30 protein-coding genes, 1 tRNA gene and 1 other RNA gene are annotated in these 22,770 nt (G+C 71.5%); 11 read left to right on the forward strand and 21 right to left on the reverse strand.

All coding sequences use genetic code 11. The features are described from left to right. Nucleotides 1–62 precede the first annotated feature (62 nt). The 4 genes from VGO10_RS01955 to dnaX are packed head-to-tail and all read right to left on the reverse strand — an operon-like array spanning nucleotide 63 to nucleotide 3,458. The gene (locus VGO10_RS01955; RefSeq protein ID WP_327464597.1) at nucleotides 63–485 is read right to left on the reverse strand and encodes a cupin domain-containing protein; all 423 of its coding nucleotides are present in this window, start codon (nucleotides 483–485) and stop codon (nucleotides 63–65) included. A 28-nt stretch (nucleotides 486–513) separates the two neighbouring features. Next, complete coding sequence (recR, locus tag VGO10_RS01960; RefSeq protein ID WP_327464599.1) at nucleotides 514–1,122, reverse strand: recombination mediator RecR; 609 nt, start codon at nucleotides 1,120–1,122, stop codon at nucleotides 514–516. Next, nucleotides 1,123–1,572 (reverse strand): YbaB/EbfC family nucleoid-associated protein, encoded by a 450-nt coding sequence (locus tag VGO10_RS21715; RefSeq protein WP_349258910.1) that lies wholly within the window; start codon nucleotides 1,570–1,572, stop codon nucleotides 1,123–1,125. Beyond that, the gene (gene dnaX, locus VGO10_RS01970; protein ID WP_327464601.1) at nucleotides 1,572–3,458 is read right to left on the reverse strand and encodes a DNA polymerase III subunit gamma/tau; all 1,887 of its coding nucleotides are present in this window, start codon (nucleotides 3,456–3,458) and stop codon (nucleotides 1,572–1,574) included. Before dnaX ends, VGO10_RS21715 begins: the two co-directional genes overlap by 1 nt. A gap of 51 nt (nucleotides 3,459–3,509) precedes the next feature. Between dnaX and VGO10_RS01975 the strand changes: the two genes are divergently transcribed. The 4 genes from VGO10_RS01975 (at nucleotide 3,510) to VGO10_RS01990 (ending at nucleotide 8,395) form a co-directional block, all read left to right on the forward strand. Beyond that, entirely contained in the window at nucleotides 3,510–4,835 is a 1,326-nt protein-coding gene (locus tag VGO10_RS01975) for a M20/M25/M40 family metallo-hydrolase (RefSeq protein ID WP_327464603.1), read from the forward strand. A 47-nt stretch (nucleotides 4,836–4,882) separates the two neighbouring features. Then, nucleotides 4,883–6,262, forward strand: coding sequence for a hypothetical protein (locus tag VGO10_RS01980; protein ID WP_327464605.1), 1,380 nt, complete (start codon nucleotides 4,883–4,885; stop codon nucleotides 6,260–6,262). 49 nt (nucleotides 6,263–6,311) lie between these two features. Next, nucleotides 6,312–6,872: a TetR/AcrR family transcriptional regulator gene (locus VGO10_RS01985; protein WP_327464607.1), complete on the forward strand. Its 561-nt coding sequence runs from the start codon at nucleotides 6,312–6,314 to the stop codon at nucleotides 6,870–6,872. 80 nt (nucleotides 6,873–6,952) lie between these two features. Beyond that, the gene (locus tag VGO10_RS01990; protein WP_327464609.1) at nucleotides 6,953–8,395 is read left to right on the forward strand and encodes a DHA2 family efflux MFS transporter permease subunit; all 1,443 of its coding nucleotides are present in this window, start codon (nucleotides 6,953–6,955) and stop codon (nucleotides 8,393–8,395) included. A gap of 106 nt (nucleotides 8,396–8,501) precedes the next feature. Here the strand turns inward: VGO10_RS01990 and ffs are convergent. Beyond that, nucleotides 8,502–8,771, reverse strand: an RNA gene (ffs, locus tag VGO10_RS01995) — signal recognition particle sRNA large type. Between the two features lie 13 nt (nucleotides 8,772–8,784). Then, nucleotides 8,785–8,910: a hypothetical protein gene (locus VGO10_RS02000; protein WP_327464611.1), complete on the reverse strand. Its 126-nt coding sequence runs from the start codon at nucleotides 8,908–8,910 to the stop codon at nucleotides 8,785–8,787. Nucleotides 8,911–9,040: 130 nt separating this feature from the next. Here VGO10_RS02000 and VGO10_RS02005 point away from each other — a divergent pair, with 130 nt between their 5' ends. Beyond that, nucleotides 9,041–9,337 (forward strand): hypothetical protein, encoded by a 297-nt coding sequence (locus VGO10_RS02005; protein ID WP_327464613.1) that lies wholly within the window; start codon nucleotides 9,041–9,043, stop codon nucleotides 9,335–9,337. A 532-nt stretch (nucleotides 9,338–9,869) separates the two neighbouring features. Beyond that, nucleotides 9,870–9,941 (forward strand) — tRNA-Val (locus tag VGO10_RS02010). A gap of 38 nt (nucleotides 9,942–9,979) precedes the next feature. On the opposite strand, the gene VGO10_RS02015 is transcribed toward VGO10_RS02010, so the two are convergent. Then, nucleotides 9,980–11,248 carry a tyrosine-type recombinase/integrase gene (locus VGO10_RS02015; RefSeq protein WP_327464615.1) on the reverse strand — a complete coding sequence of 423 codons (1,269 nt, stop codon included), beginning with the start codon at nucleotides 11,246–11,248 and terminating at the stop codon, nucleotides 9,980–9,982. A gap of 231 nt (nucleotides 11,249–11,479) precedes the next feature. On the opposite strand from VGO10_RS02015, the gene VGO10_RS02020 reads away from it, so the two are divergent. Then, nucleotides 11,480–11,680 (forward strand): hypothetical protein, encoded by a 201-nt coding sequence (locus VGO10_RS02020; protein WP_327464617.1) that lies wholly within the window; start codon nucleotides 11,480–11,482, stop codon nucleotides 11,678–11,680. Between the two features lie 182 nt (nucleotides 11,681–11,862). On the opposite strand, the gene VGO10_RS02025 is transcribed toward VGO10_RS02020, so the two are convergent. The 12 genes from VGO10_RS02025 to VGO10_RS02080 form a co-directional block, all read right to left on the reverse strand. Then, nucleotides 11,863–12,054: a hypothetical protein gene (locus VGO10_RS02025; RefSeq protein WP_327464619.1), complete on the reverse strand. Its 192-nt coding sequence runs from the start codon at nucleotides 12,052–12,054 to the stop codon at nucleotides 11,863–11,865. After that, nucleotides 12,054–12,323, reverse strand: coding sequence for a hypothetical protein (locus tag VGO10_RS02030; protein ID WP_327464621.1), 270 nt, complete (start codon nucleotides 12,321–12,323; stop codon nucleotides 12,054–12,056). The genes VGO10_RS02025 and VGO10_RS02030 overlap by 1 nt, the downstream gene beginning before the upstream one ends. Next, nucleotides 12,323–12,709, reverse strand: a complete 387-nt coding sequence (locus VGO10_RS02035) for a hypothetical protein (protein WP_327464623.1) — start codon at nucleotides 12,707–12,709, stop codon at nucleotides 12,323–12,325. The genes VGO10_RS02030 and VGO10_RS02035 overlap by 1 nt, the downstream gene beginning before the upstream one ends. A 146-nt stretch (nucleotides 12,710–12,855) precedes the next feature. Beyond that, nucleotides 12,856–13,602, reverse strand: coding sequence for a hypothetical protein (locus VGO10_RS02040; protein ID WP_327464625.1), 747 nt, complete (start codon nucleotides 13,600–13,602; stop codon nucleotides 12,856–12,858). Continuing rightward, a complete protein-coding gene (locus tag VGO10_RS02045) occupies nucleotides 13,599–13,877 on the reverse strand; it encodes a hypothetical protein (protein WP_327464627.1) in 279 nt (92 codons plus the stop codon). The genes VGO10_RS02040 and VGO10_RS02045 overlap by 4 nt, the downstream gene beginning before the upstream one ends. A 9-nt stretch (nucleotides 13,878–13,886) precedes the next feature. After that, nucleotides 13,887–14,429 (reverse strand): hypothetical protein, encoded by a 543-nt coding sequence (locus tag VGO10_RS02050; RefSeq protein WP_327464629.1) that lies wholly within the window; start codon nucleotides 14,427–14,429, stop codon nucleotides 13,887–13,889. 172 nt (nucleotides 14,430–14,601) lie between these two features. Continuing rightward, on the reverse strand, nucleotides 14,602–15,054 hold the full coding sequence (locus tag VGO10_RS02055) for a hypothetical protein (protein ID WP_327464631.1): 453 nt from the start codon (nucleotides 15,052–15,054) through the stop codon (nucleotides 14,602–14,604). Further along, nucleotides 15,051–15,719, reverse strand: a complete 669-nt coding sequence (locus VGO10_RS02060) for a helix-turn-helix domain-containing protein (RefSeq protein WP_327464633.1) — start codon at nucleotides 15,717–15,719, stop codon at nucleotides 15,051–15,053. The genes VGO10_RS02055 and VGO10_RS02060 overlap by 4 nt, the downstream gene beginning before the upstream one ends. 280 nt (nucleotides 15,720–15,999) lie before the next feature. Then, a complete protein-coding gene (locus VGO10_RS02065; protein ID WP_327464635.1) occupies nucleotides 16,000–16,275 on the reverse strand; it encodes a hypothetical protein in 276 nt (91 codons plus the stop codon). Next, nucleotides 16,262–16,471: a ribbon-helix-helix protein, CopG family gene (locus VGO10_RS02070; protein ID WP_327464637.1), complete on the reverse strand. Its 210-nt coding sequence runs from the start codon at nucleotides 16,469–16,471 to the stop codon at nucleotides 16,262–16,264. The genes VGO10_RS02065 and VGO10_RS02070 overlap by 14 nt, the downstream gene beginning before the upstream one ends. A gap of 188 nt (nucleotides 16,472–16,659) precedes the next feature. Then, complete coding sequence (locus VGO10_RS02075) at nucleotides 16,660–17,244, reverse strand: hypothetical protein (protein WP_327464639.1); 585 nt, start codon at nucleotides 17,242–17,244, stop codon at nucleotides 16,660–16,662. A gap of 328 nt (nucleotides 17,245–17,572) precedes the next feature. Continuing rightward, the gene (locus VGO10_RS02080) at nucleotides 17,573–17,989 is read right to left on the reverse strand and encodes a hypothetical protein (RefSeq protein WP_327464641.1); all 417 of its coding nucleotides are present in this window, start codon (nucleotides 17,987–17,989) and stop codon (nucleotides 17,573–17,575) included. 315 nt (nucleotides 17,990–18,304) lie between these two features. On the opposite strand from VGO10_RS02080, the gene VGO10_RS02085 reads away from it, so the two are divergent. The 4 genes from VGO10_RS02085 to VGO10_RS02100 all read left to right on the forward strand — a co-directional run bounded on the left by VGO10_RS02085 (nucleotide 18,305) and on the right by VGO10_RS02100 (nucleotide 20,833). Beyond that, nucleotides 18,305–18,775: a VOC family protein gene (locus VGO10_RS02085; RefSeq protein ID WP_327464643.1), complete on the forward strand. Its 471-nt coding sequence runs from the start codon at nucleotides 18,305–18,307 to the stop codon at nucleotides 18,773–18,775. 90 nt (nucleotides 18,776–18,865) lie between these two features. Then, a complete protein-coding gene (locus VGO10_RS02090; RefSeq protein WP_327464645.1) occupies nucleotides 18,866–19,663 on the forward strand; it encodes a hypothetical protein in 798 nt (265 codons plus the stop codon). 89 nt (nucleotides 19,664–19,752) lie between these two features. Beyond that, on the forward strand, nucleotides 19,753–20,151 hold the full coding sequence (locus VGO10_RS02095; RefSeq protein ID WP_327464647.1) for a DUF1801 domain-containing protein: 399 nt from the start codon (nucleotides 19,753–19,755) through the stop codon (nucleotides 20,149–20,151). A gap of 94 nt (nucleotides 20,152–20,245) precedes the next feature. Beyond that, nucleotides 20,246–20,833 carry a hypothetical protein gene (locus VGO10_RS02100; protein WP_327464649.1) on the forward strand — a complete coding sequence of 196 codons (588 nt, stop codon included), beginning with the start codon at nucleotides 20,246–20,248 and terminating at the stop codon, nucleotides 20,831–20,833. Here VGO10_RS02100 and VGO10_RS02105 read toward each other — a convergent pair. Both VGO10_RS02105 and VGO10_RS02110 read right to left on the reverse strand, forming a co-directional pair. After that, nucleotides 20,820–22,154 (reverse strand): NAD(P)/FAD-dependent oxidoreductase, encoded by a 1,335-nt coding sequence (locus VGO10_RS02105; protein ID WP_327464651.1) that lies wholly within the window; start codon nucleotides 22,152–22,154, stop codon nucleotides 20,820–20,822. The two genes, VGO10_RS02100 and VGO10_RS02105, sit on opposite strands and share 14 nt — an antisense overlap. Continuing rightward, entirely contained in the window at nucleotides 22,151–22,765 is a 615-nt protein-coding gene (locus tag VGO10_RS02110; RefSeq protein ID WP_327464653.1) for a VOC family protein, read from the reverse strand. Before VGO10_RS02110 ends, VGO10_RS02105 begins: the two co-directional genes overlap by 4 nt. Nucleotides 22,766–22,770 lie beyond the last annotated feature (5 nt).

The following is a 22,770-nucleotide window of genomic DNA, read 5'->3' on the forward strand; positions in this document are numbered from 1 at the left end:
CGCGCGCTCCCGCCGCCGACCGCGCCCGAGCGCCTCGGCGCCGGCGACGCGGTCGCGTCCGCCTAAACCGGCAGGTCCGCCGGCAGCGCGACGTCCTGCGGCGCGCGGCCGTCGCCATCCTCGTCCCAGGACTCCCACGCCTTCCCGTCGCGACCGACGTGCTCGCCGGCGCCGCCGAGGGCGAGCAGCTGGAGCGCCGTCGTCCCGCGGTTGACGAGCTGGCGGCGGACGCCCGGCGCCACGCGCACGAGCCCGCCGCGGGCGACCGTGTGCTCGACGCCCTCGACGCCGAGCGTCAGCTCGCCCTCGAGCACGAGGTAGACCTCCTCCTGGTGCTCGTGGGCGTGGATCCGCCCGCGCTGGCGCGGGGCGAGGATCGCGAGGTTCATCCCGAAGCTCGTGACGCCGAGCTCCCGGCGCAGCGACTGGAAGCGCTCGCTGCCGTTGGTGTTGAGGGTCGTGAACGCGATGTCGGGCTCAGCCATCGGCGGAGCCTACGAGGAGGTCGACCGCTCAGGCGATCTCACGACGGCCGGCGAACGCGCGGCCGAGCGTCACCTCGTCGGCGTACTCCAGGTCGCCGCCGACCGGCAGGCCGGAGGCCAGGCGCGTCACCGCGACGTCGGGCGTGCGCTCGTGCAGCGCCGCGGCGATGTGATGCGCGGTCGCCTCGCCGGTCGTCGTCGGGTTGGTGGCGATGACGACCTCGCGGACGGGCGGGTGGGATTCGCTCACCCGGCGGTAGAGCTCGGCGACCTTGAGGTCCTCCGGGTCGACGCCGTCGATCGGCGACAGGGCGCCGCCCAGCACGTGGTAGCGCCCGCGGAACTCGTGGGTGCGCTCGATCGGGACGATGTCCCCCGGGCCCTCGACGACGCAGATGATCGCGGGGTCGCGGCGCTCGTCCTGGCAGATCCGGCAGCGCGCCTCGTCGGCCAGGTTGAAGCAGACCTCGCACGGGCGGATCTTCTCCTTGACCTCGCGGATCGCCGCGGCCAGGGCGTTGGCGTCCTCGGGGTCGGTGCCGAGGATGTGGAACGCCAGCCGCTGCGCCGTGCGCTGGCCGATGCCGGGCAGCTTGCCCAGCTCGGTGACCAGGCGCTGGACGGGCGGGGCGAACACCTAGCGGTTCTTCTTCGCCGCGGCGCGGCGCGCCGCGCGGTTCATGCCCGGCGCGCCGGGGCCGGGCCCGATTCCGCCACCGCCACCGCCACCGAGGCCGCCGAGCGCGTCGCCCAGGCCGAGGCCCTCGAGCGCGGACATCGGGTCAAAGCCGCCGGCGCCCGACGCGCCCTGCATCGCCTTCTCCTGCAGCTCGACGGCTTGGCGCAGCGCCTCGTTGGTCGCGGCCAGGACGAGGTCCTGGAGCATCTCGACGTCTTCGGGATCGACCGCGTCGGGGTCGATCGTCAGCGACTCCAGGCGCAGATCACCGGACACGACGACCTTGACCATCCCGCCGCCGGCCGAGGCCTCGACCTTCTGCTCCTTGAGCGCCTCTTGGGCCTCCTGCTGGGCGGCCATGACCTCTTGGGCTTGCTTGAGCATGTTCTGGATGTTGGGCTGCGGCATCAGGCCTGCTCCTGGTCTTCCTGGTCGGGCTGGTGGTCGACAGCATCGAATTCTGCCCGCAACCGGGCGATGAAGTCATCCTCGCCGAGGACTTCGGGCTCGGCGCCGAGCTCCTCGGTGTCGCGGGTCTCGAGCAGCAGCCGCGGCGCGATGCCGGTGAGCTCCTTGAACGCGGCGGTCAGCAACTGGCGCTCGGCCGCGCCCTCGGCCTTCTTCTTCTGAAAGCCGCACTCGGGCGTGAACGCCAGGGTGATCTCGCGGCCCGAGACGGCCATCGGGCGCGCTTCCGCTAGGCAGCCGGCCAAGAGCTGATTGGACTCGGCGAGGTTCTGCAAGACCGCGGGCCAGAGCTCCTGGACCATCGCGAGGTCGAGCTCGCCGATCGGCGCCGGCGGCTCGGCGACCGCGACGGCGGTGGGCTCGCGGACGAGCTCAGGCACAGCGGCCTCCGCGACGGGCGCCCGTGCCGGCTCGGGTGGGCCCGTTGGGCGCGATGAGCTCACGGCGTCCGAGCGCGCCGGCGCCGACGGCTGCTCCTCAGCGAGCGGTGGGCCTGTCGGATCCGACAGATCCGCGCCCGACGGGCCCACCGGCGCGGGCGCCGGCGCGGCGGGCGGCGACGAAGACGGAGGCGCCGGGACTGCAGGCGCAGCAGCCACAGGCGCAGGCACCGACTGTGCGGCAGGCGCAGCCGGCGGCTGTGCGCCAGCGGGCGCAGCGGCCACCGGCGCCCCGCCGCGAAGCGCCGCCTCCATCCGCTCCATCCGCGCCAGCAAGGCGCGCGTCGACGGGTCGACCTCCGGCGCGGCCGCCTTCACCAACGCGACTTCCAGTTGCGTCTGCGCATCCGCCCCATCCTTGGCCAGCCGCATGCCCGCGGCCAGCAGGTCGAGCAGCCGAACCGAATCGGCACCCGACATTCGCGCGGCCTGATCGGCCAGCCGCGCATCGCGCTCGGCGGTGATCGCCAGCTGCGGCGGGACCTCGCCGAGCGTCTGCGTGACGAGCACGTCGCGCGCGTGCGTCTCCAAGTCCTTCAGGAACTGCGCGGGCTCGCGGCCGGAGTCGGCCAGGCGCGCTGCCACCTGCCACGCCGCGCGCGCATCGTGGGCGGCGATGGCGTCCAGCGCGCCGAAGAGCAGGTCGTCGTCGGCGACGCCGAGCACCGCCAGCACGTCCTCGGTCGCGATCGCCGCGCCCGAGTAGGTCACCAGCTGCTCGAGCGTGCCGAGCGCGTCGCGGTAGGAGCCCGTCGCGTTGCGGGCGACCAGCGCGACCGCCTCAGGCGCGATCTCGATCGACTCCTTGCCCGCCACCCGCTGCACCACCGTCGCGAGCTGCTCGACGGTCGGCCGGCGGAAGTCGAAGCGGTGGCAGCGGTCGACGACCGTGTCCATGATCTTGTGCGCCTCGGTCGTCGCCAGCACGAAGATCGTCGACGGCGGCGGCTCTTCCAAGGTCTTCAGGAACGCGTTCCACGCGGCCGAGGAAAGCATGTGGGCCTCGTCCAAGATGTACACCTTGTAGCGGCCGGTGACCGGGGCGTACTGGACCGAGTCGCGCAGCTCGCGGATGTCGTCGACCGAGTTGTTGGACGCGGCATCCATCTCGATGACGTCCATCGACGTGGCGCTCGCAATCGACACGCACGACTCGCAGACGCCGCACGGCTCGACCGTCGGACCGTCGACGCAGTTCAGGCACGCGGCGAGCATCTTGGCCATCGACGTCTTGCCCGTTCCGCGCGAGCCGACGAACAGGTACGCGTGATGCACCGCGTCCTGCCCGATGGCGTTGCGGAGCGTGCGCACGACGTGCTCCTGGCCGATGACGTCGGCGAACGTCCGCGGGCGATGGCGGCGGTAGAGCGATGGTCCGGCAGACACGGACTGATGAGTGTAGAGCCGGGAGAGGCGGCGGCTCCCTAGGCTGGCGGGATGGCCGATCCCCTCCTCGACGAGCTCTTCGACTGGCTGCGCATCCCCAGCATCTCCACGGGCGGCGGCGACCCGGCGGACCTGGCGCGCGCCGCCGAATGGGCCGCCGCGAAGGTTCGCGACGCGGGCGGCGAAGCCGAGCTGGTCACCATCGACGGCGGCAATCCGCTGGTCGTCGGCGAGCTGCGCGCGTCGACCGGCGACGACGCGCCGACCGTCCTGATCTACGGCCACTACGACGTCCAGGGCGCCGAGCCGCTCGACCTCTGGACCAGCCCGCCGTTTGAGCCCGAGGTCCGCGACGGCCGCGTCTTCGCGCGCGGTGCCGCCGACGACAAGGGCAACTTCCTGCCGCTCCTGCACGCCGCCTGCGAGCTGGCCAAGGCGGGCGAGCTGCCCGTCCACGTGCGCGTCGCGGTCGAGGGCGAGGAGGAGGCCGGCGGCGAGTCGATCTCCGCCTGGCTGGCTGCCGACGAGCGCGGCGCCGACGCGGCGATCGTCTACGACAGCGGCATGGCCGGGCCCGACCTGCCCGCGATCACCGTCGGCCTGCGCGGCGTCGTCCTGCTGACCTTCGACGTCCGCGCGGCCCAGCGCGACCTGCACTCCGGCATGTACGGCGGCAGCGCGCTGAACTCGCTGCACGCCCTGCACCGCGCGCTGGCGCAGGTCCTCCCCGACGACGCCGGGCGCGTCCGCGACGAGCTGCGCGTCGGAATCGCACCGGTCGCCGACGCCGAGCGCGAGTCCTGGAAGGCCCTGCCGTCGGGCGACGAGGCGCTGGCCGCCGCCGGCGCGCGCCCTGCTTACCCGGGCGCGGGCGCCGAGTACGTGGCGCGCAACGGGAGCGAGACCGCGGTCGACGTCGACCAGATCGTCGCGGGCGACGCGCGCACGGTGATTCCGGCGGTCACGCGCTGCACGGTGTCGATCCGCCTCGCGCCCGGCCAGGACCCGCAGGCGATGGGCGACGAGCTGGTTCGTCTGCTGCGTGCCGGTCTGCCTGATGGCGCCGAGCTGGACGTCGTCTCTTCCCACAGCGCGCAGCCGGCGCTCTTCGGAGTCGACACGCCGGCGATTGCGCTGGCGGCCGCCGCGCTGGAGCGCGCCTGCGGCGTGGCGCCCGCGTTCGTGCGGAGCGGAGGCTCGATCCCGATCGTCGCCGACTTCGGCGCCAAGGGCATCCCGACGATCGTCACCGGCTTCGTCCTGCCCGACGACCCGTTCCACGCGCCCAACGAGTCGTTCTCGCTGCGCGGGCTGGAGCTGGGGTACCACAGCGCGCGCGAGCTGCTGATCGGCCTGGCCGACCTGAAGTCCCAGTAGTTTCCGCGCCGCCCATGCGGCCGCGCCCCTTGTACATCCCTGCTGCCGTGTCGGTCGCCCTCGCGGCGCTCGTCGCGCTGGCTGCGGCGCCGGCGCGCTTCCTCAACTACGACACCGAGTACGCGCTGCTGTGGGGCCACGACCTCGTCCACGGCCGCACCCCCGACTACACGGTGGCCTTCGCCCCGACGCCGCATCCGCTGGCGACGCTGGTGGGCGCACTCGGCTCGCTGGTCAGCGTCGGCTTCGGCGAGGGCCTCTTCGAGATCCTCGCGTTCCTCGCGCTGGGCATCTTGGGGTGGTTGGTCTACGCGCTCGGGCGGGCGTGGTTCAACGGCGCGACGGGCATCGTCGCCGCGCTGATCGTCCTCACCCGCGAACCCGTCCTCAGCTACGGCGTGCGCGCCTACGTCGACATCCCCTACATCTGCCTGTTGTTGGGGGCGTTGCTCGTCGAGACGCGGCGCCCGCGCGCCGGGACGCCCGTCTTGATGTTGATGGCCTTGGCCGGCCTGCTCAGACCCGAAGCGTGGCTCTTCGCCTTCGCCTACGTGATCTGGCTCTGGCGCGGTGGTGCGCTCACCCGGACCCACATCGCCCTGCTCGTCGGCGCACCCGTTCTCTGGGCGCTCAGCGACCTCGCCGTCACCGGCGACCCCTTGCACTCGCTCACCGGTACCCGCTCGACGGCCGAGGATCTCGGACGCGTGACAGGTCTCCAACGCGTCCCGACCACGCTGCCGCGACGCCTCGGCGAGATCCTGCGCGAGCCGGTGCTTTTCGGCGCCGCGGTCGGCGGCGTGCTGTCGCTGTGGCGGCTACGCACGCGCGGCCCGCTGCTGGGCGCGGCCGCCGGCGTCCTGGCGGTCGCGGCCTTCTGCGTCCTGGCGACCGCGGGCCTCTCGATCCTCACCCGCTACCTGCTGCTGCCCGCGACGATCTTGGCGATCTTCGCCGCGGCTGCGATCTGCGGCTGGACGCTGCTGCCACGCGCAGACCCGTGGCGGATGCGCTGGGCCGTGCTGGGCATCATCACCGCGCTGGGCTGCGTCGCGTTCATCCCGTCACAGGTCGACCGCCTGCGCAACACCCGCAGTGCGCTGGTGACCCAGACCCACATCCTCGACGAGCTGCACACGCTCGTCGGCGACTACCCGCTGGCCGACTGCCCGCCGACCGTCCCCAACCGCCGCGCCGTCCCCCAGGTCGCCTTGTGGACCGGCATCCGTCCCCGCAAGATCCGCAGCGCGCAGGAGACCGGCCGCTGGATCGACCCGTCGATCATCCCGACCTCGCAGGCCGTCGCTGACGAGTTCATCCTGGACGCGCGCGACAAGGACCGCGCGCTGCCGCCGCCCCCGCCCACCACCGACGGCTACGACGACGTGCTGCGCTACTGGCGCATCGTCGGCGCCTGCGGGAAGTAGCCGCGCGGCCCTTGACACGATGTGTGAGTGAGTGCATACTCACACCTGCATGACGCCCACCGCCTCCCCCACCAAGCGCACCCTCTCCACCGCCGACGTGCGGCGCGAGACCGTGCTCGAGGTCGGCATGTCCGCCTTCGCCGAGCGCGGCTTCCTCGGCACGCCGACCACCGAGATCGCCAAGGCGGCGGGCATCTCGCAGGCCTACCTCTTCCGCCTCTTCCCCACCAAGAGCGACCTCGTCCTCGCGGTGATCGACCGCTCCAACGAGCGCATCAAGGAGGCCTTCGTCGCAGCCGCCGCCCGGGCGCGCGCCGCCGGCGAGGATCCCAAGGAGGCCATGGGCGAGGCCTACGGCGAGCTGCTCGAGGACCGCTCGATGCTGATGACGCAGATCCACCAGCACGCGGCCGCCGCGTCGATGCCCGAGGTCGCTGCCGTGTCGCGCGCCTGGTTCGCCGAGCTCTACGCGCTCGTCGAGCGCGAGACCGAGCTGACGCCCGAAGAGATCCACCAGTTCTTCGCCACCGGGATGCTGCTGAACGTCATGGCCGCCATCGGCGCCACCGACGAGCACGGCCCATGGGCCGCAACCCTGCGGGTCTGCTGATCAACCATGTCCCACCTCCCTTTTTTTACCCATCGAGTGAGTGAGCGCTCACTCTTGCACCTACGGTCCAGGAGGCCGAGATGACCCTCTCCCCCGCACCGCCGTCCCGCCGCCCACGTGCCGGCTGGACGTTCGCGATCGTCAGCGTGGCGCTCTTCATGGTCACGCTCGACAACCTCGTCGTCAGCACCGCGCTGCCGACCATCCGCGTCGACCTCGGCGCCTCGCTGGAGTCGCTGGAGTGGACGGTCAACGCCTACACCTTGGCGTTTGCCGTCTTGCTGCTCACCGGTGCCGCGCTCGGCGACCGCTTCGGGCGGCGGCGCATGTTCGGCATCGGCATCGGGCTGTTCACGCTGTCGAGCGCGGCGGCCGCGCTGGCGCCGTCGACCGATGCGCTCGTCGCCGCCCGCGCCGCCCAGGGCCTCGGCGCGGCGATCGTCCTGCCGCTCACGCTGACGCTGCTCAGCGCGGCCGTGCCGCTCGAGAAGCGCGGCCTCGCCCTCGGCGCCTGGTCGGGGATCTCGGGCCTCGGCGTCGCGCTGGGCCCGGTTGTCGGCGGCGCGGTCGTGGACGGCATCTCCTGGCACTGGGTCTTCTGGATCAACGTGCCGATCGGCCTCGTGCTGGTGCCGCTCTCGCGTCGCTTCTTGAGCGAGTCCTACGGCCCCGCGGGCCGCCTCGACCTCCCCGGCATCGGACTCGCCGGCGCCGGCCTGCTCGGCGTCGTCTACGGGATCGTGCGCGGCGAGGCGCTGGGCTGGACCTCGACGACGATCGTCGCCTCGATCGCCGCCGGCCTCGTGTTGTTGGTGGCCTTCCTGGCGTGGGAGCACCGCGCCCCGGCGCCGATGCTGCCGCTGCGCTTCTTCCGCTCGCGGGCCTTCAGCGCGACCAACGGCACGTCGCTGGCGATGTTCTTCGGCGTCTTCGGCTCGATCTTCCTGCTGTCGCAGTTCTTCCAGACGACGCAGGGCCTGTCGCCGCTGCAGTCCGGGCTGCGGGTGCTGCCGTGGACGATCATGCCGATCTTCGTCGCGCCGATCGCCGGCATCCTGAGCGACCGGATCGGCGCGCGGCCGCTGATGGCCAGCGGGCTTGCGCTGCAGGCGATCGCGATCGGCTGGCTGGCGTCGGTGACGACGCCGACGGTGGCCTACAGCGCGCTGCTGGTGCCGTTCGTCCTCGCGGGCGCCGGGATGGCGCTGGTCTTCGCGCCGGCCGCCAACGCGGTCCTGGGGTCGGTCAAGGAAGAGGAGGCCGGCCTGGCCTCGGGGGCGACCAACGCGATCCGTGAGCTCGGCGGCGTCCTCGGCGTCGCGATCCTCGCGAGCGTCTTCACCGCCCACGGCGGCTACGGGTCGCCGCAGGCGTACGTGGACGGGATGAACGCGGCGCTGCCGATCGGTGCGGCGGTCCTGGCCGCGGGCGCGCTGCTGGCGCTGTTGATCCCGGGCACCGCGGCGCGCAAGACCGCGCGCATCGACGCACCCACGCAGGTCCTCGCCGCCGAAGCCGCCTGACCGAACGACCAGAGGGGTCAGACCCTCAACGGCAGCTCAATGTTGGTGTGACGAAACAGCGAAGGCCCCGCCGGAACCGGCGGGGCCTTCGTGCTGAAGAAGTGGACCGTGCACCCGAACTTGTGATGCGGCCCACGGGCGCCACACCGGAGGACGGCTCCGGCACCGGGAACTCCCGCTGCGCCCGCCGGTGATCGCTTAAGGCTGCTTCCTTCCGGACCTGACCTGGTTCACGAGCCGTCGTCGCGCGGGACCCGGGCCATCAGCGCCGCCACGGCGCGCAGACCCCGTTGACCATCACCCCTCGATCGGGGATTCGGCCTCGCTAGAGCGGATTGCGAGCGACAGGGCACCGCTACCTCCCCGCCTAGCACGGTCCGCGAGCGAGTTTAGCGCTGCGCGGCGGCGAGGGCCGCGGCGAACCGGAACAGCGAGCTGGCCAGCGACGGGCCGACGTAGACGTTGCCGCCAGGGGCGGTGGTCGTCGGAACAGACGGAGCGGGAGTCGCGGACATACCCGCCAGTATTCCTGACGGGGGCGTCATTTTGTGTCGATGACGTCACAGACCACCCGAAAGGCTGGGGCCGCCGGGCGCGATGGCATGGGTTGCCGTGACTGTCGGATGATGCTCTATGATGCGTTCCATGGAGCAGCGGCGTCGAGCACCGCAGCGCGCAGGTCACCGCACGACCCTCAAGGTGCCCGACGAGGTCCTCGAGGCGGCGCGCACGCTCGCGGCCGAGTTGGGCACCACGCCCAACGACGCGATCGTGCGGTTGGCCGAGGAAGGTGCCTCAGCGCGCCAGCGTCGCCTGGAAGCCCAACGTCTCGCCCAGCAACGGCGGGCCGCCGTGGCCCGCGAAGGCCGCGACGTCGACCCCGATTACCCGCCAGACGAAGCGCTGCGCTCAGCGATGCTCGGCGGCCGCGAAGCGTCCTGACTGAGATCTGGGATACGACGGTCGCGTCGCGGGTGGCGCCCGGCAACGAACATGAGCTGCATCTGCTCGAACGCGCGGCGGCCGGCGACCCAGTCACCGTCACCGCTCCGACGGTCATGGAGATCTCCCACGGCTTGGCCAAAGCCGCCCAGCGCGACGATGCGTTTCGGCCAGCACGGGCATGGTTCACACGGCTGATCACCAGCGACCTCGTCGCCGTCCACCACCTTGGCCGCTACGGCGCGCTGGTCGCCGGCCGCCTGCGCGACGCGCACCCACTTCCCCCGACCGGCGGGCCGGCCAGGAAGGCCACCAAGCCCGATCAGCGCGCCGCCTGGGTATTGGACATCCAGATCGCGGCATGCGCGTGGTCGGCAGGCGCGTGGCTGCGCCCGACAACCGCCACGACTTCGAGGTGCTCTCCCGGCTGCTGTCGGAGCTCTACCCCGACACCACCCCGTTGCGCGTCGAGGCCGCCCCCGACATCAGGCCCGGCTAGGTCCCGCCCTACCGCTAAACTGCCCGCCCACGAGGGCGCGTAGCTCAGTGGGAGAGCGCTCGCTTCACACGCGAGAGGTCGCAGGTTCGAAACCCGCCGCGCCCATCACCCGAGAGCCCTTGTCCTGCAAGGGCTCTCGTCGTTCAGGCCGCCCGAGCTACCTCGACCGCATCTGGCACTGGGAGCGGCGTAGACGTCTCCAGTGCCAATCCTGTGCCCTGCACGAGCGCGCGGAGGCGCTCGGGCTCGCCGTCGCGGCGGTCCATCTCGCGGGCGTAGATCGCCAGCGTGAGCGCCGGCGTGGTGTGCCCCATCTGGCCCATGACGCGCGGCGGCGGCTCCCCGATGGCGAACAGCAGCGACGCGAACGTCCGACGTAGGCCGTGCGGCGTCAGGCGCTCGGGCAGCGGGTCCAGCTCGCGCTCCAACAGCGAGGCGTTGGCCAGCTCGACAGCGCGCGCCAGGACGCGCCGGCGGACGTTGCTGCTGCCCTGCCGCTTCCCGGTCCGCGTGCCGAACACCAGCGCGTCGCGGCCGACGTCGCCGAGCCCCGCGCGGTAGCTCAGCAGCTCGTCACGCAGCACCGGCAGCAGGTCGACCGTCCGCACGCCGGCGTCGGTCTTCGCCGCGCGAACGGCGATCGTGCCCCGGGCCAGGTTGACGTCCCGCCACCGGAGCGAGAGAGCCTCACCGATCCGCAGACCGGCGAAGACCAGCGTGGCCAGGAGCGCCCGCCGCTCACCCTTCTGCACGCGGGCGGCGGCGTCCAGCTCGCCGGCGGCGTCGAGCATCGCGGTGATGTGCTCCGCGCGGTCGAGATAGGTCCGCCGCGGCGAGCTGACAGGGAGGCGCCGGCGGCGACCCCGAGCCGGGTTCTTGGCGATGAGGTCGTACTCGACCGCCAGCTCCAGGACGGCGGCCATCGTCGCCAGCACCTTGTTGATGGACGTCGCGCCGATCTCGCCCTCGCGGACCTTCAGCCGTCGGAACTGGTCGACGTCCTCAACGGTGATCTGGTCGAGCGGGACGCGGGCGAAGTGCGGCAGCAGGTGCTTGCGCAGCCGCCACGTCAGGTCCGCGGCGCCGGCCTCGGTGAGCCCGGAGCCGCGGCGGCCGCCCTCGATCTTCTGGGCGTCGAGCCACTGCCGGGCGAACTCGCCGAACGTCGGCATCTGCCGCGTCTCGGCTGCGGCCGCGTCGGGCGTCGCGCGCCTGGGCGGCCGCCACACGCCGCGCTGAACCTGCGCGATGACGTAGGACAACTCCTCGTCGGCGCGCTCGCGGGTCCAGCCGTCGCGCTCGCGGCCGAGCGTCACGTACTGGCGGCCGTGCTCGCCGGCGCTGAAGCGCAGCGCGTACACGGTCCCCTTGGTTGTGGCGCGCTCCAGGACCGCGCCCTTGACCTTGCTCATCGGGTCTCCTTCTGGTGGTGGAGGAAGCGCCGATGGCGAGCAGCCCTCATCCGTCGCACACGGATACGGTCTGACTCGTAGCAGGAGCGCTCCTCCTGTTGCCGGGGGCGGGCCGTTGTCGCGGTGCCGCCCCACTTGATGTCCGGGCCGACGATACCTCGCAGAACGTCTCTGCGCGAGCCGCACCATGGCCCGCCGCGCGTCGCCTGTGCGCTTTCTAGGGCTCTCGTGGTGCCAGCGGGCGCGTGGGCACCGCCGCGAGCGCAGAGCGGCGTCCTCGCGGCGACCGGGCCACCAACCCCGATCGCCGCGACGATGCCGCCCTGCGCGCTGCTCTCCTTCCCCAAGGCCATCATGTTGCGGTTCCTTCCCAAGGTGGTGGTGTTGGTTCTCGGCGCCGGCGGCGCCTTCGAGGTGGGCGGGGACCCTTGAAACCCGCCCACCACGGAGACGTCGCCGGCGCGTCACAGCGCGCGCCCTACCGCTTCACGCGGCCGCCTGCAGCTGGCACCCCGAGCGGCGTAGTGCCGGCGCGGCACGCCTGCAGCTCGCCGCATGTGCGGCGGGTGCAGGCGCTTCGCGGTCGGACGACCGCTCGCGGTGGCCGCAGGCGATCACGGCGCCGGCTGGTTGGGCGGGTAGTCGGGCGGCCCGATCGGCTCGCCGTTGGGACCGCGGACGGTGACGTCGATCTTCACCCCGGCCTGGATGCGCTCGCCGTAGGGCATCCGCGACGAGCCGTCCGGGTTGCGCGGCCAGTACGGGTAGTCGCCATTGGGGCCGGGATCCAGCGCGTCGTTGGCCATCAGCTCAGCACCACTGAGTGCCAGCCGCTGTTGAGGTACAACCAGAGGCGCGGCCCGCCCGCGCCGGACTGGCCGTACGGCGTGCCCTCTCGGGCGCTCGGCGCGCTCGGCGCGCTCGGCGCGCTCGGCGCGCTGGCTCCGGTCTGGATCGTCGGCTGGCGGGTCATGCCTTCGAGTCGACGCTCCAAGTCGCGGACGCGGGCGGTCAGGTTGGCGACGGGGTCTTGTGCGGCGCCCAGGACAGCGTCCGCGGTCGGGTCAAGCGCCATCAGGCGGTCCCGTTGTCGGCGCGGAGCTGCTCGGCGACCTGCTGGGCGATGCGGGCGTTGATCGCGGCGACGGGCTCGCGGATCGCCTCCTTGACTTGGCCGCCGCAGGTGATGCACCGGACGATCGTCACCGCCTCGGCGGGGGCGGTCGCGGTCGCCGGCCGTGTGGAGCCGATCGCCTCCACGCGCGGCTGGTCCTGCGCGAGTGCCGGGCAGCTGCGCAGGTGGTCGCGCGGGTCCATCAGGCCGGCCAAGGCGCGCTGGCGCATCCGGGCGCGCTCCTCGGCGTTGATGTCGACGTGCTCGCCGTCGAGCTGGCGGCGGAGCTGGTCGCGCTCCTCCGCGGTGAGCTGGTCGACGTCGATGGGCTTCTTGGGCTGGGGCATGGTGGGGTTGTGGTCCTCTCGTGTGGTGGGGTGAAGCGGCACTGCGGTGGCGTCGGTGCCACCCGTGCCGGAGTTGTTGGTGGTGGGATCGGGGCTGGTTGCAGGGGCTTTGCCGGCAGCGGAGCTCTTTCTGTTCGGGCGGGCGGTCAGGCGGTCGCCGGCGCCTCCAGCTGCCCGGTGACCGGGTCGACGCGCGGCCCGCCAGCGCTGGCGGCCTCGGCCTCGGCGGCGAGCCCGGCCTCGGCCTCGGCGCGGCGCTGAGCCTCGCGGCGCTGGTCCTGGATCCGCTCGTGCTTGCCGCGCGCCTCTCGCGTCCGCTCCTCGGGCCGCTGCAGGGCGAACGGCATCGGCGGCGACAGCTCCGAGAACCGACCATGGACGGCGGGGCTCTCGGGCATGTCGTCGCCGGTGAGCCCGAGCGGTTCGAGCAGCGGGTGCCAGATGGCCACCAGCGCGGCGAACTCGCGTTCGAGCTTCTGGACCTCGGCCGCGACGGGCCGGTAGCGGTCGATGAGGTCGCGCGCCTGGTCGCGCAGCTCGGCGGCTGCGTCCTCGGCGCGCGTCCAGCGCCACGTCTCGACCGCGGCCTCCGCGTCGACCAGCGCTTGCGCGGCATCGGTGTAGCGCGCGTCAGCCGCGACGTCTCGAACCGATGCCCGAGCGCCACTGCCCTCGCCGAGCAAGACCTCCTGGACCTCGGCCTGGACGCGCGCCAGCTCGGTGGTGAGCTGCGCCATCCGGTCGGCGTCGGCAGGATCGCAGTCCCGCACCGCCGCTCGCGCCGATGAGAGCCGACGCCCGGCCCGCGACTGGTCAGCTTGGGCGGCTTCGACGCTGCGCCGCGCCTGCTCGACGCGGCCGCGCAGCTCGACCAGCTCGGCGAGCGCGCTCACGACTTGGCGCCCTCGGCGTACGCCGCTGCGATGCGGTCGACGCCCGTGGCCTCCGTGCCGTCGGCCTTCACGTCGTCGTCGTGGGGACGCGCCGGCGGCTCGGCCGACTGTGCCACCTGGGCCTGGATCTCCTCCCAGCGCTGCTGCGCCTGCTCCGGCGTAAGCGCCCGGATCTCGGCCGGGGTCAACGGTCGAGCGTCGCCGCCGCGCAGCTCTTCGATCTGCGCGTGCAGCTCGGCGATCTGCTCGGCCTTCGTCTTCTCGGTGTCGCTCATGGTGGTGCTCTACTCCTCGTTGTTGGGGTTGTTGGCGGGATCGGAGTCCAGGAGCCGGTCCAGTGGCGTCGCGCCACTGCGCCGGCGCAGAGGCACGCCGTGGTGTCCGCCTCCGCCAGACGGCGTGCTGGCGGCCTCTCGGGCGGCTTCGCGGTCTCGCCGGCGATCGCGTGCGGCGCCCAGCTCGTCCACGACGCCAAGACGGGCGTCCAGCTCGTCGTCGGTCATCCGGGCAGCCGCCGCGGCGGCGTCGTCGCGGGCGGTCGGCTCGCCCGGCTGCTCGGTCGTCATCCCGAGCGCCAAGCGCTCGGCAACGATCGCCCGGTGATGGGACCGGGCGCCGATCAGCGCCAGCTTGAGCAGGTCCAACGGCGAGAGCGAGTCGAGCAGCTCGGGCTGATCCGCAAGGCGACGGAAGAGCGCCTGCGCCGGCATCGTCGCGGCGCTGGCGTTGATCCTGGCCTCCTTCGCCTGGCGCTCGCCGATGCGGCGCAGCTCGTCGCGGCGCCCGGCGTCCGCCGCGGTGGCCTCGGCGCTCTCGATCTCCCTCACGCGCTCGACCCAACGCCACCGAGACGACCACTTTTCGGCCTGGCGCGATGAGCGGTGCCCGTACTCCACCCCACCAGTGCCGTACTGCGGCGCGGGCCGAGATCGACGTAGGTGCGGAAGGCGGCGAACGCCTTAGCGCTCTCGCCGTGCTGGCGCTCGCCGGGGCCTGGGGTCATCGCCATGACGGCATCCCGGTGCCTTGAGTGGCGTCGAAGGCGAGGTCGTCGCCGAGATCGGGCACTGCGCACAGCCTGGGTGCCAACGGCGCCGAAGCGAGAGCATCGGGCGTGTGGTCCTGTCCAGGGGTTTCGTGGTCGGGCGAGCGCTCGCCTGCGCAGCGAGCGGCCACGACGTCGGCGATCCGCTGCGGGTCGAAGCCGAGCCGCGGCCGCGCACCGTCGCTCAGGCGGACGGCGCCGAGCTGGTCGGCGTGGCGACGGACCCAGACAGCACTCCGGCCGAGCAGGCGTCCGGCCTCGTGGGCGTCAATCAGCGCAGAGGAGCTGGTCGACGTGTCGGTGTGGGAGACCAGCTCGGCGACGCGGCGGGCGATGCGCTCCTCGCTGGCGCGGAGCTGCTCCTCCACGACGGCGGTGAAGACGTCGCGCAGCTCGGCGGGCGTCATGCGGCACCCCGAGCGCGGCCGACTTCCGAGGGCGCATCGTCCTCGCAGTGAAGGGTGTGCAGCTCAGCGATGCGCTCGCTCAGCGAGTCGGTCCTCTTGAGCCCCTTATCCGTGTCGTCGCGGCTCGCCTCGCCCGCGACGTCGGTCCTGCCGCGAGTGCTCAAGGACAGGGTCTCAGAGGGAGCTGCGCCCTCAGCGGCGCTTGGCAGTTCGGACGTGTCTGGACCTGTAAGGGACGTGTTGTCGGCGCCCGTTGGCCGGACCGAGCGGCGCCCGTTGGCCGGACCGGACGGCGCCCGTTGGCCGGACCGGATCTCGTTGGTGGTCCGGCCAACGTCGGCCGGATCGGTTCGGCCACCGTTGGCCGGATCGTCGGTCCGGCCACTGTTGGCCGGACCGGCCAGGCCCACGATGCGCCAACGGACCGTGCCGCCGCCCGGCCGGTGGCCGTCGCGTTCGATCTCGCCGTCAGCCTCCAGCGCGGCGACGATGCGGCGTAGGCTTCGTTCGCCCATGCCCGCCTTGCTGGCCCAGGTCTCCTGCGACGGGAAGGCGTCCTCACCGTTGTTGTCGGCGTGCCAGGCGAGGGCGACCAAGACGGCGCGCTTTGCGCCTCCGTGGCGTGGCGCGTGCTTGAGGACCCACTCGACGGCCCGGAGGCTCATCGGCCCGCCTCCCGCTGTGAGAGGACGACGCGGACGGCGCGGCACGCGCGACCGCCCGTGGTGGCGTGATGCCCGGCTGGTCCGGGCTCGCCTTCGTCGCTTGGACCAGCTCGACCGCTGGAGGCGCTACGACGACCGCGGCGACGTGTCGAGCGGTGCTCACGCCGGCGGGCACGGGGAAGCGCGCTGTGGGCGCGGCTCTCGCACCGGGTGGTCTGCGCGCCGGCCCAGAGGTCGTAGACCGCCCGGTCGTCGGGCTTGAGCGTCTCGCGCAGGGGATTCACGGCGTGCGGTACTGGTCGATCATGCGGACGTTGGGCGCGCGGCGGCGCAGCTCCGCGTCGAGCTGGTCGCTCACTGCGGCGGCGGCTTGGCGCGCATCCTGCGCCAGGCGGACGACTTCGTCGGGCTCCAGGACGAGCAGGGCAGCGCGCAGCGAGAGATCGACGCCGTCCACCGAGTCGATCAAGAGCTGCAACAACTCGGCGTCGCTCGCGCGGCGTACTCGGCGCTGCAGCCGGGCGTCGTGACTGAGTGGGCGTCTACGCTGGCGCACGGCTCGCGTCCTGCACACGCGGGTCCTCGACGTCGGGCCGCCCGCCAGCGGCCCGCGTCGCTTCGGTCAGGTGGCCGCGCAGGATGTCGCGGATCTCTTCTGCCGTCGAACGCCCGTGCTGGCGGGCGAGTAGCGCGACCTTCTCCAGGTCGCGGCCGTCGAGGCGGACGGTGATCCGTTGGTCCTTGGCTGCCATGGCGGCCAGTATCGACCGACCGTCGGACGGACTTGTTATAGCGCTAGTCACTGGCGGTCAATCACTGCCCGCCACTGGCAGTGACAGCGGCTGGTGCCACAAGCTCTCGGTCACGAGGCCATCGCCCTGCTGGAGCCGCACCACATGGCGCTGCCTTTGACCCCCTGCGTTGGAGGCGAGCAGTCGAACTAAGATCGGCGCGCGGGTAACCACGCCACGATGCTGGAGCGCAGTCGGCGGATCCGCCCTGCTGGGGCGAGACCCGCGACGTCGCGCGTTGCGTCAACGAACCGCTTCTGCTCGCGCACCAGGTCTCTCACGCCGACCAGCCAATCCGCGTCGTCCTGCGCGGTGGGTCCGGCCTGAGCGGTGCCGTGGCGACTGTAGACCTCAAACAGGTCTTCAGCGGCCGAGACGAGAGCATCGAAGGCCGTTGCGGCGACCGAGTGATGGCCAAAGCGAATGCGCACGCGGTTCTCGGCCAGCCAAATCTCCTCGATGCACTCGGTGATGGCCTTGTCGTTCTCGAACACCCGCAGGTCGAGCTTCGTGGCGCCGTGGCGCCACATGCTGTAGCCCACATGGAGAAGTCGCCGTTCCCGGCTGATGGCGTTAAGGCCCTCTTCGAGCAGGGCCAGCTGATGGTCTCGCTCGGTACGGCGATCCTGGCGCTTCTGAGTACGCAGCGAATACCACGCGACGATCGACGGGGTGACGATGCCCGACGTGATGATGGCGACGATCGGGACCGTGGTGTCGGCGGCGGCCAGCATGGGTGAGCGATCCTCGCCAACTGTTCGGACATGTCCGCGGTTGGCCTGTCACCGCTGGCCGCCGGCGACGCAACGCGCGTCGACCGGCACTGGTGCCGTCGATCGCTGTCGATCGCGGCCGAAACGGAGCGATCAGGCCCGCCGGAGCGGGGTAGCCACCGGCGCGTGAACCTGCCCAATTACAGGCATTTCGTGGTTCACGCGCCGGTTCGGCATGGCGCTTCACACGCGAGAGGTCGCAGGTTCGAAACCCGCCGCGCCCATATATCGAGAGCCCTTGCGATGCAAGGGCTCTCGGCGTTTCAGGGTTGGACTATCGCGGTCGCAGTCAGGCCTGCATCGCAGAGCGCAGGGCGCCCAGGACGGAGGTTCGACAGGCGTCGGCCTGCTCGATCGTTCGCGTTGGACCGGCGGGGCTGAAGTCGATCTGCGCGACCTTGCCGCCGCCTTGCCCGATCAACACCAGCTTCCGGGAGTGCGGACCCGACCGCTGCTCGTGCACGGACGCGACGGACGAGTACGGGATCAGATCGTCGACTTCGATGCGCTTTGAACACACCGCGCAGGTTCGCTCGGAAGACGCCGGTCCTGCAGATCGCCCAGAGGCGAAATCCTGCGTGACGGCCAAGACGTCGGACAGCTCGAGACGGTGGTGTTCGAGCCCCGACCTGAGCACCGCCGGATAGCGGCCACGGTCGTAAGCGTCGAAGTTCGAGTCCTCGAACAGGTGGTAGGCAGCGTCCATGATCTCGACCCGGTGTGGGCTGTCGTCAGGAACATCCGCCGAGGGTTGAGCAGTTATGCCGCGACGTCGGAATGTTGTGAGCCTCGGCCTCCTTGCACCAGGCGCACTTGGACTTCCCTGCCTTGACACATGCACAAGCCATGGTGATCTCCTATCGGTCGCTGAGGCGGGGACCCTAGACCGATCCATCAGCAAACATCAACGATGAGCAGATGTTGAGCCACGATCCTCTACGTTCGTAGAGTCGTTCGCGAGTTTCCAGCCTCTGACTCGCCGGACCGATGAGTTCCGCCGGCCGGGCCGGTCTACCTCACCATGACCACTCCCGCGCACCCCGGCCGCATGCTGTTCGTGAACATCCCCGTAGCCGACCTCGACCGCAGCAAGGCGTTCTTCGCCAAGCTCGGGTTCAGCTTCAACCCGCTGTTCTCCGACGAGACCGGCGCCTGCATGCTGGTCGGCGAGCACGCCTTCGTCATGCTGCTCAACCACGAGAGATTCGCGGAGTTCTCCAAGCTGCCGATGGCCGATCCCACCACGCACGCGCTGGCGCTCTACTGCTTCAGCGTGTCAAGCCGCGACGAGGTCGACACGGTCACCGACGCCGCGCTCGCCGCGGGCGCCACCGACCACGACGACACCGAGGACCACGGCTTCATGTACTCACGCAGCTTCTTCGACCTCGACGGCCACGGCTGGCAGGTCATGTGGATGGATCCGGCGGCGGCGCAGCAGGGCCCCGGGGAGTTCGCAGCCTCCACGCAGGACGCCGACGCCCCGGCCTGACCCTCAGCCTCGTCTGAACGAGCTAGGACTCCCAGCCAGCCCTCAGCCCAGCCCCGGGGCCAACTCAGGTCCGCCGTCGATGCTGCGGCCATGTCCAACATCAAGTCCCGCACCGCCATCGTCGCCTCGGCGATCGGCCTGTCCCTTGGCGGCGCCGCGTATGCGACCGCAGCCTCCCAGTCCAGCTCGTCCGCGCCGTCCGGCAACGCCAACGAGCAGGCGCTCACCGGCGATACCGCCGACAAGGTGAAGGCCGCCGCGCTCGCGAAGCTGCCCGGCGCGACGGTCCTGCGCGTCGAGACCGACGAGGGCGGCGTCTACGAGGCGCATGTCCGCAAGTCCGACGGCACCGAAGCCGAGGTCCATGTCGACAAGGACTTCGCGGTCACCTCCGTGGACACGCAAGCGGCCGGCGGGCCGGGTAGCCGCGGCCATGGCGGCCCGGGCGGCACGCACATCGACACCGCCGCGCTGGCCAAGACGCTCGGGGTCACCGAGGCCAAGCTGCAGGCCGCACTCGACGCAACGCGCCCGACCGACGCCAACGGCAACCGCGACAACAAGCAGACGGAGTGGACCGCCGCCATCGCCAAGGCGCTCGGCCAGTCGACCGCCGACGTGCAGGCCGTCCTCGACGCCAACCGCCCCGCCCCGCCGGCGGCCGGCGGCACCACGCCTCAGCAGCGCCCCGCCAAGCCGGATGACTCGGCGCTTGCCAAGGCGCTCGCTGCGAAGTTCGGGATCTCCCAGGACAAGGCGCAAGCTGCGCTCGACGCCGTGCACGGCGACAAGAGCGATGAGCTGGCCGCCGCGCTCGCCAAGGAGCTCGGCCTCGACACCGCCAAGGTCAAGTCAGCACTGGAGGCGCAGCAACCGGCCCGCCCCTGAACACCTGGAGCCGAGCTACCATCCCGGGAGGCCCCGCACAGCGGGGCCTCCCGTGTTCCACGGCTCCGGCACCAAGAAAGAGAACGGGCATGGCGAAGAGCGAACCGCAGGGCAACACGTCTCCTTCTCAGCTGATCGACGCCAGAATCAAGGAGCTGGGCGACTGGCGGGGCGAGCTGCTGAGCAGGCTCCGGACCTTGGTCAAAGAAGCCGATCCCGACGTCGTCGAGGAGTGGAAGTGGAGAGGCGTTCCGGTGTGGTACCACGACGGGATGCTCTGCACCGGCGAGACCTACAAGAACGTCGTGAAGATGACCTTTGCCAAGGGGGCGGCGCTGGAGGATCCCGCGGGCCTCTTCAACTCCAGTCTTGAGGGCAACACGCGGCGTGCCATCGACTTCCACGATGACGAGAAGATTGATGAGCAGGCGTTGAAGACGCTCGTTCGCGCCGCCGTGGCGCTGAACGAGTCCAAAGCCAAACGCTGATCCACCGCAGCCTGAACCGCCGGCCAGCGCGACATGACGCATTGGCAAGGACTGACGCTTTACAGCGACGAGCACGTGCGCCTAGGCTCGCGCCGTGCCTCGAATCCTGGTTGTCCTCTCTGTCCTTGCCGTCCTCGTCGCCGCAGCCCTGACCGCTTGCGGCTCAGACGATTCCGGAACGTCCAGCACCGCCGACCAGGCCGCTGCGACCAGCGCCGCGACGGCCGCCGCGCCGGCCTCGACGGCAGCCCCGGCTCCCGCGGCGACGACCGCGGCTCCGGCGGCAACGACGCCAGCGCCGGCGCCGAAGCTGTCAAAGACCCAGGTCGTGGCGACCTGTCACAAGACCTTCGATCCGTACATCTCGGCGCTGCGCAAGATCAACAAGGATGTCGCCGGCGACCCGAACTACAAGCAGTACAGCGCCAGGACGAAGGCGCTGGGGGCTCGCTATCGCACGCTGAAGACCGCCGGCATCCCCAGCTCCACCTGCCAGCACGAGGTCAACGTGACGATCGTCACGGCCTATCTGACCCATGTGGGCGCGGTCAAGACCTGGACCGCGTGCCGCAAGCGCGACGACTGCGATCGGACTACGACGACGCTCAAGCAGTCCTGGCGCGCCGCCGACAAGGCCACCGACGCCGCCGCCAAGGGGTTCAGCCACGTCACGCCATCCTGATCTCCGCACGGAGCGCCTTCAGCGCATCGAGGTAGAGCTCCGAGAAGGTCGGAAACGGTTGGATGGTGTCGCGCAGGATGTCAAGTGACACTCCTGCGCGAATAGCGAGCGTCGCCTGCTGCAGCCACTCGCCGGCCTCGGGGCCGAGGGCGTAGGCGCCGGTCAACCGCTCACCGTCGCTGAGCAAGGTCAGGAAGCCGTTGGACTCGGCGTACGCGCGCGAGTAGGTCTCCATCTTGGGCAGCTCGGACAGCCGCGCGGTCCCGCTGAACCGGGCCTCGGTCGCGCCGACCGCGGCCGCCTGAGGATCGGTGAAGACGACGCGCGGCATGGCGTCGTAGTTGGCCTCGCGCGGTTCGCCGAGGACGTTGGCGGCCACCACATCGCCCTGGTACTTGCCGACATAGGTCAGCGGCCAGATGGCGGTGACGTCCCCGATCGCCCACAGGCCGTCGGCCACGCGCAGATGGGCGTCGACCGGGATCCCGCCGCCATCGGCAACCTCGACGCCCACCGTCTCCAGACCGATCCCCGCGGTCCGCGGGCGCCGGCCGGTGGCGACGAGCAGCCGGTCGCCGCGCACCTCGCGGCGCTCATCGAGCTCCAAGATGTAGTCCTCGCCGTCGCGCCGGACCGCCGTGGCCCCCGCGCCAAGGGCCAATTCAATCCCGTCGCGGTGCAGAACCTCGCCAAGCGCCTCCCCCAACGGCGCCGACTCGCGGTCGAGCACGCGCTCGGCCCGCTCGACCAGGACGACTTCGCCACCGAGCCGGCGCACAGCTTGCGCCAGCTCCACGCCCACCGGTCCGCCACCTAGGACGAGCAGGCGGCGCGGAACGGCCTTCATGCCGGTCGCCTCGCGATTGGTCCAGATGCCCTCGAGGTCGCGCAGGCCCGGGATCGGCGGGATGGTCGGTTCAGAGCCGGTCGCGACGACGATGTGGTCGGCGGTGTGGCGTACGCCGTCGACCTCGACCGCACCCGGCCCGGCGAGTCGACCGTTGCCACGCAGCAAGTCGATGCCCTGTCCCGCCAGCCAGCGCTCCTGCCCGGCGTCGGAGTAGTTGGACACCATGAAGTCGCGCCAGGCCAGGGCCGCGTCGACATCGATGTCTGCGCGGCTCGCCGCGTCGCGGGCTCCGTGCACCGCCTCGCCCGGCCGCAGCAGCGTCTTGGACGGGATGCAGGCCCAGTAGGAGCACTCGCCCCCAGCCAGCTCGCGCTCGACCACCGCCACGCGCAGGCCACCCTCGGCCAGCGCACCGGCGCAGTGCTCCCCTGGCGAGCCGGCGCCGAGCACGATGGCGTCGTAATCGCTCACAACGGCAGCTCTTCTCCGGCCTGCTCGCGCACCATGTACTCCGCATACCAGGCCGGCCAGTTCTCATCCGCCTCACCGGTCCGCGCCTCGTGCTCACCGTGCGCGGCCGCCGCGCGCCGCAACGCATCGGCCAGATCGCCGGCCGAGCCGTACGTCGTCGGCCCGGTCACCCGTCCGGGAAGGCGGGTCGTGACCTCTTGGAGGACCCAGCCGTTGCCGTCCGGATCGCTGAAGGAGGCAAACGACCCGTAGCTGCCGTGCTCGGGCTCAGGGCCCGGCACCCGACCTTCGGTGCCGCCGTGGTGGAACACGCCACCCACGTCGTGGAACACCTCGCTGACCTCGACACCGCGGCCGGTGAGCTCAGCGCGCGCCGCCTCGATGTCGGCCACGACGAGCTGCAGGCCCTCGGTCGAGCCCGGCGCTGCCGTCGTCACACCGTCGCCGATGATGATCGATGCATCTGACCCGGGCGGCGTCAGCTGCACCACACGAAAGTCGTCACCAACCGGAAAGTCCGCATCTAACCGAAAGCCCGCCGCCACATAGAAGTCCCTGGCTCGGTCGACGTCAGAGACTGGCACCTGCACCACTTCCAGCTTCAAGTCCATGATCT

This window comes from Baekduia sp. (assembly GCF_035996765.1).
In the GTDB taxonomy this organism is placed as follows: Bacteria; Actinomycetota; Thermoleophilia; order Solirubrobacterales; family Solirubrobacteraceae; genus Baekduia.